The organism is Lysinibacillus sp. TE18511, from assembly GCF_054062295.1.
In genome coordinates, this window is record NZ_JBSSFD010000025.1 from 52,279 (window position 1) to 62,806 (window position 10,528).

16 protein-coding genes are annotated in these 10,528 nt (G+C 43.9%); all 16 read left to right on the plus strand.

What is annotated here, in order from left to right; genetic code table 11:
* The first annotated feature begins 42 nt into the window (after positions 1 to 42).
* Positions 43 to 258, plus strand: coding sequence for a hypothetical protein (locus ACVWXS_RS17050; protein WP_456959272.1), 216 nt, complete (start codon positions 43 to 45; stop codon positions 256 to 258).
* 3 nt (positions 259 to 261) lie between these two features.
* Entirely contained in the window at positions 262 to 648 is a 387-nt protein-coding gene (locus ACVWXS_RS17055) for a hypothetical protein (protein ID WP_456959274.1), read from the plus strand.
* Positions 648 to 971, plus strand: a complete 324-nt coding sequence (locus ACVWXS_RS17060) for a hypothetical protein (RefSeq protein WP_456959276.1) — start codon at positions 648 to 650, stop codon at positions 969 to 971. The genes ACVWXS_RS17055 and ACVWXS_RS17060 overlap by 1 nt, the downstream gene beginning before the upstream one ends.
* Before the next feature lie 9 nt (positions 972 to 980).
* Positions 981 to 1,403, plus strand: coding sequence for a hypothetical protein (locus ACVWXS_RS17065; RefSeq protein ID WP_456959277.1), 423 nt, complete (start codon positions 981 to 983; stop codon positions 1,401 to 1,403).
* Between the two features lie 3 nt (positions 1,404 to 1,406).
* A complete protein-coding gene (locus ACVWXS_RS17070) occupies positions 1,407 to 1,868 on the plus strand; it encodes a hypothetical protein (RefSeq protein WP_456959278.1) in 462 nt (153 codons plus the stop codon).
* 2 nt (positions 1,869 to 1,870) lie between these two features.
* On the plus strand, positions 1,871 to 2,950 hold the full coding sequence (locus ACVWXS_RS17075) for a phage tail sheath subtilisin-like domain-containing protein (RefSeq protein WP_456959279.1): 1,080 nt from the start codon (positions 1,871 to 1,873) through the stop codon (positions 2,948 to 2,950).
* Between the two features lie 50 nt (positions 2,951 to 3,000).
* Positions 3,001 to 3,426 (plus strand): phage tail tube protein, encoded by a 426-nt coding sequence (locus ACVWXS_RS17080; RefSeq protein WP_456959281.1) that lies wholly within the window; start codon positions 3,001 to 3,003, stop codon positions 3,424 to 3,426.
* Positions 3,427 to 3,508: 82 nt separating this feature from the next.
* A complete protein-coding gene (locus ACVWXS_RS17085; RefSeq protein ID WP_456959282.1) occupies positions 3,509 to 3,910 on the plus strand; it encodes a phage tail assembly chaperone in 402 nt (133 codons plus the stop codon).
* 182 nt (positions 3,911 to 4,092) lie between these two features.
* Positions 4,093 to 6,240, plus strand: a complete 2,148-nt coding sequence (locus tag ACVWXS_RS17090) for a phage tail protein (protein ID WP_456959284.1) — start codon at positions 4,093 to 4,095, stop codon at positions 6,238 to 6,240.
* Positions 6,230 to 6,895, plus strand: a complete 666-nt coding sequence (locus ACVWXS_RS17095) for a LysM peptidoglycan-binding domain-containing protein (RefSeq protein ID WP_456959285.1) — start codon at positions 6,230 to 6,232, stop codon at positions 6,893 to 6,895. Before ACVWXS_RS17090 ends, ACVWXS_RS17095 begins: the two co-directional genes overlap by 11 nt.
* Positions 6,892 to 7,935: an XkdQ/YqbQ family protein gene (locus ACVWXS_RS17100; protein WP_456959287.1), complete on the plus strand. Its 1,044-nt coding sequence runs from the start codon at positions 6,892 to 6,894 to the stop codon at positions 7,933 to 7,935. The genes ACVWXS_RS17095 and ACVWXS_RS17100 overlap by 4 nt, the downstream gene beginning before the upstream one ends.
* Entirely contained in the window at positions 7,932 to 8,198 is a 267-nt protein-coding gene (locus tag ACVWXS_RS17105) for a hypothetical protein (RefSeq protein ID WP_456959289.1), read from the plus strand. Before ACVWXS_RS17100 ends, ACVWXS_RS17105 begins: the two co-directional genes overlap by 4 nt.
* 1 nt (position 8,199) lies before the next feature.
* The gene (locus ACVWXS_RS17110; protein ID WP_456959290.1) at positions 8,200 to 8,631 is read left to right on the plus strand and encodes a DUF2634 domain-containing protein; all 432 of its coding nucleotides are present in this window, start codon (positions 8,200 to 8,202) and stop codon (positions 8,629 to 8,631) included.
* Positions 8,628 to 9,698, plus strand: a complete 1,071-nt coding sequence (locus ACVWXS_RS17115) for a baseplate J/gp47 family protein (protein ID WP_456959291.1) — start codon at positions 8,628 to 8,630, stop codon at positions 9,696 to 9,698. Before ACVWXS_RS17110 ends, ACVWXS_RS17115 begins: the two co-directional genes overlap by 4 nt.
* Positions 9,688 to 10,245, plus strand: a complete 558-nt coding sequence (locus tag ACVWXS_RS17120; protein WP_456959292.1) for a putative phage tail protein — start codon at positions 9,688 to 9,690, stop codon at positions 10,243 to 10,245. The genes ACVWXS_RS17115 and ACVWXS_RS17120 overlap by 11 nt, the downstream gene beginning before the upstream one ends.
* A 20-nt stretch (positions 10,246 to 10,265) precedes the next feature.
* The coding region (locus ACVWXS_RS17125) for a hypothetical protein (protein WP_456959293.1) at positions 10,266 to 10,528 on the plus strand (263 nt) is incomplete at its 3' end.

Here is a 10,528-nt window from a genome sequence, read left to right on the forward strand (position 1 = left end):
TCGCACCGCCTTTAACGCATTATTAACGAAAGGAGCGCAATCATGACGAAATACGAATCACGTTATAAGTCGCTAGGTTTTTACGCCAAAGGCGAACTAAAGCGATTTAATAACGGCATTTACACAACAGAAGATAAAGACGAAATTGCAGTATTAGACGGATTAACAGACGCAACTCACGTCGATGAAGCAGAACAAAGCCCGCAACCAAAGCGCCAGCTAAACGTACAGCCTCCACTAAATAAAACGGAGGTGTAACGTATGGAATGGAATCTAGTCGAAGTAACCGATTATGTTACGTATCATGCGGTTGATAATGAGGATTTTTTAGCGTCTGATGATACGACAAAAATTCGGTTTCTAAACGTTGGTGAGCGTACCTTGCGTCGAGCATTTAAAGGCTACGCGATCCCAAACGAAGCTTGCTACTTATTCGCTTGCGTGCTCAACGCTAACTTTAACGATACTACCGTTATGGCACAGCGCGGCATTGCCGGATTCAGTATCGACGGCATTTCGTTTACGTTTAAGGATTGGGCGAAAAAAGAACTCGACGACTTAATCACAGACGATATTCGCGACTTAATTTTCGAAGTAAATCCGGATATCGACAGTAATAACGGACGCATAAAGTGGGTGACGCTGTAATGGCGATTGTACCACTGAAACAAAAGGCATCTGTACGTAAATACATCGCAGACAATAACGATGGTTGGGCGACTGATGATTACGCAGAGCCAGTTGAGTATGCGGTCCGAGCAACGGAACGCTTCGAGGTTGTCACGAATCAGCTTGGCGAGGAAGTTATGGCATCGCTGAAATTAATGTTCGATAAAATGCCTGACGTTGGCTATAACGATAAGTTTTCGTTCACCAACGAGCTCGGCCACAATATCGAGCGCGAGCCAATATCGATTAAATACACGCGGATGGTTAACGGCAAAGTTGCGTTGACGTCCGTTTTTCTGTGAGGTGACGAATTGAGTAGCGAATTTTATTTTGAATCAGACATACTCGCAAAGGCGCTTGAGAAGTCAGTCGACGCTACAGCACGCGGATTAAAGAACGGACTCACAGACGTCAAAAACGACTGGAAAGCCGAGTCGGTCGATATTGCACCGATTGATAAGCGTCCTAAGAAGTTAGGCGGTACATTACGACGAAGTATTGCAGCAGAAGTATTTACAGATGGCGACGGTGCTGGTGTTGAAATTACAGCAAATGCAACTCGCGGATCAAGGCGATTTAACTACGCTTACTATATTCACGAAGAAGATGCGGGCGGAGCGAACGTTAGTGGTGAGAAGAAATTCCTCGATAAGCCAGCGCAACAAAACAAAGAAAAATGGGCGAAATGGATTGAGGACGAAATTCAATCCGAACTTAAAAAGGCGGGATGGTAGTCTATGGCGGACATAATCAAAGAAATCGATACGATAAGTGATTTATTGGCGACTGTAGGCGTTACTCGCTTTTATAAGCAGGACTTACCACTAAATTACGTTGCTAATACGATTGGCATACGATGGCAAGGCGATAGCGACTCAGATTTTACGCAAGCAGCATACGAAATCAGCCGACCATATCAAGTTATTTATTTCGGAAATAGCGAAGTAGATTGCTTAAATAAATCGAAATTAATTAGCGCTAGTTTGCGCGATCATCTCAAGAAGAAAGTAAAACTCCGAGGCTCTAACGACTTTATAACGTTTGAGTCTTTTTCTATGTCTCCGACTTTTAAAACGGAAACGGACGGAGTATACGCGGTTGTTGGCGTTCTTAGCGTTTCAATGCTCGAAGCTTATACGCAACCGATATATGAAAAAATGCAAGAGATTCACGCGACAATTACCAAAGGAGGAATTTAATTATGGCGAATGGTGGTCAGTGGGATGCTACGTCTTTACCTGTGCGTCCTGGACTGTATATCAATTTCCGTGACGCAGCTATCGCATCCATTACGGGTGGCTCACGCGGAACGGTAGCAGTACCGATTTTTACGTACTCAGGCGGAGCAGCCGTAGCAGGCAAATTTTATACAATTGAAACCGTTTCAGACGGAATTGATTTAGTAGGCAACGCAAATGCAACGCCAATTACGCGAATTTTAGAAGGTGGCGCAAAAGAGGTCTTAGTTTACGCAGTGCCAGCGCTTGGCGAGGGTACAGCAACGGAGCAATACGCTAATTTACGTGACGCACTTTCGGTACAAGATTTTAACGTCTTTGTATACCCGACTGTAATCGATGCTGCAGAGCAAACGGCTACTAAAGCATGGGTAGCGAATTGTCGCGAGGAAGGCAAGCACTTCATGTACGTGGCTGGTGGAGACGAGGCGAGCGATGCGGATATTACGGCAGGCAATGCGCGTTCAGTTATTTTAAAGGACCCGTACATCGTCAACCTAGTAACTGGCGTAATCTTAGCGGACGGTACCGAAGTTCAGTCGGCTGATTATGCGGCTTATATTGCAGGCTTAATCGCAGGCACACCGATTAACAAATCGATTACTTACGCTGAGTTACCGATTGCTGACGTTACTTTACGACTTAAAAACTCGCAAGTAAATACAGCGTTGACTAGCGGCTCACTCGTAATCATCAAAGACGGCAACAAAGTCCGCATCGAGCAAGGCGTAACTACAGACTCAAATGCTACAGAACGCGGCAAAATCCGCACTACTCGCGCTGAACAAGCCGTAGCAACGGACATTCCAGCGACAGCACGCGACAGCTATATCGGTAAAGTCGACAATAACCCGAATGGACAGGCGTCGTTAATCGCCGCAATTAAAGCGTACCTGGAGCTGATGGAGACGGATAACGTTTTAATGCATCCTGCAGTAGCACTGGACACTCGATATAAATCGGAAGGTGACAAAGTATTTATCGCAGTTGCCTATACAGAAGTAGACAGCATGGAACGTATTTTCTTGACGATTACTGTTTAGTAGTCGTCTTTTTAACGCAAATATGACGCAGGAGGAAGATAAATATGGCAATGAACTCTACGACAGTAGCCAGCGGATCGTATGGCAAGTTAATTGTAGACGGTGAATGGGTTACAAACGTGTACGGCGTTGAGGTTTCAGGCGAAGTAAACTATGAAGAAATCAAGCGTTCAGGCACCCGTGCGGTCGGTCATAAGGCTATGAGCGTATCTTATAGTGGAACTATCAAATCGTATCACATGAACAACAACTTTACGAAAAAAATTCGTCAAATCTCTGATGATAGCAGAGGGGCTTATGTTACTGAACTTATCGTTGCAGTAGAGGACCCGGAAGCATACGACTTAGCAGCCGAGAAGATTCGTGTTAAAGGTGTACAGTTTACGAACATTCCAATCATCAACTTTGAACACGGAAGTCCTATCGAACAGGAATTGCAATTCGTTTGCGAAGGATTCGAAGAAATCCGAATTTAATTAACGCAATTATGACGCAAGGGCTACGGCTCTTAGCGTCTTTTTAATTCGAAAATAAACTCAAATAACGGAGGTTTTATATATGGAGGCACAAAACGCATTACAAGCATTACTAGGAGCAAAGCCAGCGGCAGAAATTACGGATCAGGTGAAAATTAAACGTTTAGGTGCGGATTTTACGATTAAGGCACTTACTGGCGAAGATATCGATAAGATTCGCGATCAGGCTACTTATCCAGTGAAAAATGGCAAGAAGATGGAACAGAAGGTAAACGAAGAAGAAGTATCCCGCCTACTTATTGTTAAAGCAACAGTTGAACCTAATTTTTCTAACGCCGATTTACTTAAACATTTCGGAGCAGCAGACGCCGGAGAGTGCGTTCAAAAATCGCTATTAGCAGGAGAAATCATGTCGTTGCAAGACGCAATTTTAACGTTATCTGGATTTAACGATGAGGAAGAAATCGAAGAAGCAAAAAACTAATTAAAGCGGATCTTGAGTCGCTCTTGTTACACCGCATATGGCAAGACAAACACAAGCTTCCGCATGAAATTTATTCGTTAGATAGGCGTCACAAAAACTTCATTTATGCGTCTGAGTTGCTCGTTATCGAGGAGGAAGAAAAGGCGGAGAAAGAACGGCAACGCCAGAAAGGAGGATAACGTATGGCAATTAATTTGACGGCTATATTCAAGGTTCGGGATCGGGGTTCCGCACAGCTTCGCAAGCTTGCGAAAATGATGGATGAAATGAATCATGTAAGTCGCGAAGTTAGCGAAAGTATAAGCGATATGGGGTCATCTATTTCTAACGTTGCGAAGAAAACATCGCTGTTGACGAGCGGAATTGCCGGTCTAGGAGCCGCAACTGGACCGGCTATCGTTGGAGTTGGTGCGTTGGCGGCATCGTTTGCAGCCGCTGGAATCGGTGCTGCAGCGTTTGGAGCCGTCGCAGTATCGTCACTTGGCGATATATTCGAGGCATCTAAGGAAGTAGAGAAAATCGAAGAAAAACTCGCAAAGGCGGATACTGCTAAAGAGAAAATAGCAGCCCAAAAAGAACTGGCTTCGCTATATGCTGACATGAGTGCGGCCCAACAAGGCGCGTTAAAGGATCTGCAGAAGTTCAAAGATTTTTGGGGCGGATTTACAAAGAAATTTGAAGAGCCAGTATTCACAGCTTTTAGCGCAGGGCTACAAACTACTCAGAAAATACTAAAGGGCTTAGAACCCACAATTAAAAATGTTTCTGATGTAGTTGTTGAACTAATGCAAGGCTTTAACAAATCCATTGATGGCGGCGGATTAAAAGACTTTTTCACATGGCTAGAAACGTATGCAGCAAAAAGTCTTAAGAACTTTTTAACTATTACTGGAAACACATTCTCGGGCATTTTTAATTTGTTCAAAGCCTTTGCACCATTAGGATCCGGTGTTGAAAACGGTCTGGTCGGCATGACCCAAAAATTTAAACAGTGGTCAGCAAGTTTAGGGGAATCTAAAAGCTTTCAAAAATTTGTTGAGTACGCCAAACAGAATGGTCCGGTATTATTAGATGTTTTAGGGAATGTCTGGTCAATCCTCGTTGATGTTGTTAAAGCGTTAGCACCTCTTGGTTCTGTCATACTCAGCGTAATTAGCAAACTAACCGGCATATTATCCGAGCTGATACCTAAGGTTACTGATTTCGCCTCTAGTATCACGGATAATTGGGGCTCTGTCCCAGGCGTTATTGATGGAATCGTATCAAAAGTAGGCGAGCTATGGAACGCATTTAAATCCGGCGGTGCGACTGGATTAGTGAGTGCGCTATTCCCTCCGGACATTGCAACGAGAGTAAACGGAATTATTGAAGGAATCAAAACGAAAGTATCCGAATTGAAGAATGCGTTTAAAACAGGCGGTGTCGGCGGAGTATTCGATAATATCTTCGGAGATGGCTCGTTCGAATCGATTAAAACGAAATTCGAGGAAGTCAAAACGTATATTGCCGAAAAAGTGACGCAATTTGCTCCGATTTTCGAACAACTGGTAACAGCGTTTTCTACGGTATGGAGTACGGTTGGTTCGATTATTTCGAATGCATGGTCAGTCATTGAGCCGTATTTAAGTGGCTTTTGGAACATGCTTCAAGTTATCGGAGATGTTGCGATGATGGTATTTAATTACGTCATTGCACCCGCAATTTCGTTCCTAGCTCAATTATTCTCGACTTTATGGGCGATTGCACAACCGATTCTTACCGCACTAGGCATAGCTTTCGAGGCACTATCTACCGTAATCAAATGGTTATGGGACAATGTATTAGCGCCATTTGTCGAGTTTATCCTAACCGGCGTTAAAAATGCGTTAGATAGCTTCTCAGGCGCTCTCGAAATCGTTCAAGGATGGTTCGAAACGCTTGGCGGTTGGGTACAGACAGCATACGGATATGTTAAGGATTTTATCGGCTATCTAGGTTCCGTAAAATTGCCGGATTGGATAACTAGCGGAATCAGCTCGACAGTATCGTTCATAGGCGACGCTATCGGAGCTGGTGGAGGAAAAAGCAAAAAAGGTGGCAAGAAATCGCACTACAGCGGTCTGGATTCCGTACCGTACGATGGCTACTCAGCGCGCCTGCACAAAGGTGAGCGCATTATGACTGCGAAGGAAAACCGAGAGTATTCGCAAGGCAACGGCGGAAATGGGGCGAGCGGAGGCGTCTTAATCACAGGCAACCAGTTCACCGTCCGCGAAGAAGCTGACATCGAAAAGATTGCGTATAAGTTAGCGAAATTAATCGAAAGGGAGGCGACGCAAGTTGGCTATTAAGAACCGTATTGAGTTTTGGTTAAAAGATCGTCATAACGTTTACCTGCGATTGCCAGTAAATCCTGCAGAAATTGAATACCCGTCTCCTTTCGGATTAAACACGGTGACTATCGCAAATCTTGGCGAAGTTGCACTACCTGGAGAACGTGGTCTTAAAAAGATTTCGTTCTCTTCGTTCTTTCCACGCGATTATAACGCAACTTATTGCGAGTATAAAGGATTTCCGCAGCCGTGGGAGTGGGTTAAGAAAATCGAAGAATGGCGTGATGATAGACGTAACATCCGATTAATTATCTCAGGTACTCCGATTAGCCTCCCAGTCTTTGTTGAGGAATTTACGTTACAGCCGGAAAAGGCGGGCGCTCCTGGTGATATTTATTATTCGATTTCATTGACTGAATATCGTCCAGTGAAAGCGAAGCAACTCGTAGTAGAAAAGAAACCAGCAACAACGGCAAAGCAAGAAGAACGTCCAAAAAGTGATAAGACTAAACCTAAATCTCACACTGTCGTTAAAGGTGACTCACTTTGGAAAATCGCTAAATCAGTTTACGGAGACGGTAATCAGTGGCGCAAAATTTACGACGCAAATAAATCCGTTATAGGAAAAAATCCGGACTTAATTTACCCTGGACAAAAGTTGGTGATACCGTGACAATCAGCGTTATCTTAAACAATCAAGGAATTACATCGTTTGTCGAAACTATAACGTTAAGTGGCGACACTTCTAAATTCAATCGAACACTCACATTAAAAATGATAGCTTCCGAAGATGGACGTAAACGTGCGTTTAAGATTAACGAAGGTGATCCGATAGCGTTTCGGTATGATAACGTGCTTCGCTTCGTAGGAATTGTGTTCGCATACGACATATCGTCAGACGGCTCGTTAAACATCACTGCATATGATAGTAACGTTTATTTCGCTAAGTCAAACGATTCTCGTTTATTCATTAATAAAAAAGCGAGCGACATCATCCGTACTCTAGCGACTGATTTCGGAGTATTAATCGGAGACATCGCCGATACAGGATACGTAATTCCATACCTACGTCTCAGCAATCAAACGCTATATGACATGATTCTAAAGGCATTAACTATCACGCGCAGACAAACAAATAGACGTTTCTTTGTCGGAAATAAAGGCGGTAAACTAACGCTGACGGAAGGTGTATCAAAAACGAAATACCAATTCAAGGACGGCGAGAATTTAATCTCAGCGTCTTATTCGCGTTCTATTGAGGAAACCAAAACGCAAGTTAAAGTAATCGGCGGAGCGAAAGGTAAAGAAACAGTTGTAGTTGTTAAAGACGCAGAGAAACGTAAGAAGTACGGAGTATTGCAGGCAATAGAAGAGATGGACGAAAAGGCTAAGGCATCACAAGTTAAGCAGCGAGCACAAGCGTTACTGAAAGAGCAATCCGTTGTAGCTGAGCAATTGTCTGTCACTGTGCTCGGAGTTCCCGAAGTAGATGTCGGTACGCCAGTTTATATCATAAACTCAATGACGGCAACCAACGGAGGATATTACGTAACATCAGTCAATCATGAATACAGCGCCGGACAACATACGATGTCGCTCGAATTAACGCGGACTTACGACTTGCCTGAAATCGAGATTAATTCGGATGAAACTACTCGACCAAAACCGGCGAAGAAGAAAACTACGACTAAGAAAGGAGAAACGAAGAAATGACACAATTAGAAGGAAGTGGTGCATCACGCTTGTTACAAATGTTCGGTGGAGATAAAACGCAACCAACTACGATTACAACTGCGATTATTCAATCGGTGTCTCCTATCTTGGTGAGAGTTGACGGTGATTCGATTGATACTCCAGAGCAAGGCATTATCATGGCAGACAGTGTTGTAGCTAAATTGCAGGTTGGTGTCCGTGTAATTGTCGCAATCACCAACGACGGTCAACTAGTTTATGTACTAGATAAGGCGGTGATTTAACGTGGCATTGACGCCTATTAATTACGTAGTAAACGACGAAGAGATACAAACGGAATCGGTCGATAATTTTATACAGCCGTCTAAAACGTGGAAAATTGATTTAGAAAACGGACGTATCCGTACTTTTATCGATGATAAGGAAGCTATCCGGCAATATATTCGCAAAGCATTAATGACGTCACGTAATCGATACTTAATCTACGATGATTTCTATGGAGAAGAAATACTCGATTTACTCGGTCATAATCTTACGCAACAACTTATGGACGTAGAAATTCCGCGGTTAGTGCGTGAGGCTATTATTTACGATGACCGTATCGAGTCTGTACCTAGCATAGTTGTAACGCAATATGGCTCGGATGGCGTACTTGTAGAAGTGATAGTCGAACTAGTAAACGGTGAATTATTAACGGAGGAGGTGGCGATTGGATGACGATTACACCGCGATTTACAAGCGAAACAGAACAAGCGATATTAGAGCGTATGCTTGCTGCAATGGGCGACGATATAGGTAAGCGACAAGGCGATATTTCTTACGATTTATCCGACCCTGCAGCGCAAGAATTAGCGCAAGCTTATATAGCACTTGATACAACGCTCAGTTACGCATTTCTTAACGAAGATATGCCGTCAGATTTAATTACGCTATCAGCGTCCGACTTCGGCGTTGATCGTAAGCCTTCGGTAAAAGCGAAAGGCGAAGTAACGTTGATTGGTCCGCAAGGTCAATTAGTTCCGAAATCTACGCAAGTACGAACGGACGATGGCGTATACTTTCAAACGTTAAATGACGTAACTTTGACGATAGGTACAGCGAAAATTACTGTTGAAGCGTTAATCGGCGGAATTAGCGGAAATGTTGATATTGGCGAAATTGATACCGTTGCAGGCGATTTAGCTGGCGTGCTTACCGTTACAAACGAATTAGCATTCGATAATGGAGTTGACGAAGAATCAGACGAATCTTTAGTAGAGCGAGTTTACGATAAAGTCCGCAAGCCAGCAACGTCAGGCAACGTATATCACTACGAGCAATGGGCACGCGAAGTATCCGGCGTAGGTGATGCGCGAGTATACCCTATTTGGAACGGTCCAGGTACGGTCAAAGTCGTATTGCTCGGAGACGATAAGAAATCGCCATCACAAACGGTCATTGACGCAGTAGTAATGCATATTGCAGAAGAACGTCCTATAGGCGCCAGTGTTACTGTTGTGGGTGCTACAGAAGTGCCGATTAATGTTAGCGCAGATTTAACGCTTGCGGTCGGAGCGACTATCGATGAAGTGAAGGCGGATATCGAAACGGCTGTAAACGCTTATCTCGAATCGCTCGCCTTTAACGATTCATTGATCCGTTACACGCGAATTGCTGCGATACTGCTTGATGTTCCGCGAATCATTGATTACGCAAATTTAACGCTAAATGGCGGTATTGTCAATGTCGAAGTAACTGACGAACAGGTTGCGATTCTAGGGGCGGTGAACGTCAATGCCATTTGATCGTAAATTAATAGATTACGTTCCGTCTTATTATAACGAACTTTTAGAATCTAGCGAATTGCTATCCGCAGAAGATGCGGAGTTTGCTAGGCTCAACGCGAGCATTGACGATTTGCTACTGCAATTTAACGTCAGTACAGCGACTTGGGGACTTCGCGAGTGGGAGCGTATTTGCGGAGTTGTCACGGATACGAATAAGACGTTAGGCGAGCGTCGCAGTAACGTTAAAGCCCGATTGCGCGGTGCAGGCGTAGTTACAGCCGAACATATCAAGAGTATATCGGACGGGTATTACGGTGGCGAAACGGAAGTTATCGAACGCTACTCAGAATATATTATCGTCATAAAATTTACGTCGAGTTACGGAGTGCCGTCCAATTTATCGGATTTAGAGGCGGTATTGCGTGAGATTATTCCAGCGCATTTGGCGGTAGAGTATGAATTTAAGTTCGTTACCTACGACATGCTTAAAGGCGCATATCCTACTTATGACGCACTATTAACGACAAATAAAACTTATACAGAAATACGAGACGGAGGGATATAATGCCGACAGAGAATTTAGGATTGCCGATAATTAGTGGAAACATGACTGCTGATGTCGTGCGAGATATGAACGCATTGGCGGAGGCTGTCGATGCTGCTGCGGGGGCTGACGGTAGTTTGGCGAGTAAGAGCGATTTGGGCGCGATTGACGTAAAGCTTGATGAAATTAATACAAAATCGGACCAGATCAAACAAAATACTGAGACGATTAAAACTACCACTGACGCAACTAAAACGGCTGTAGATGGTATTGACGCAAAATTAACTGCTGGGATCGGTAAAGT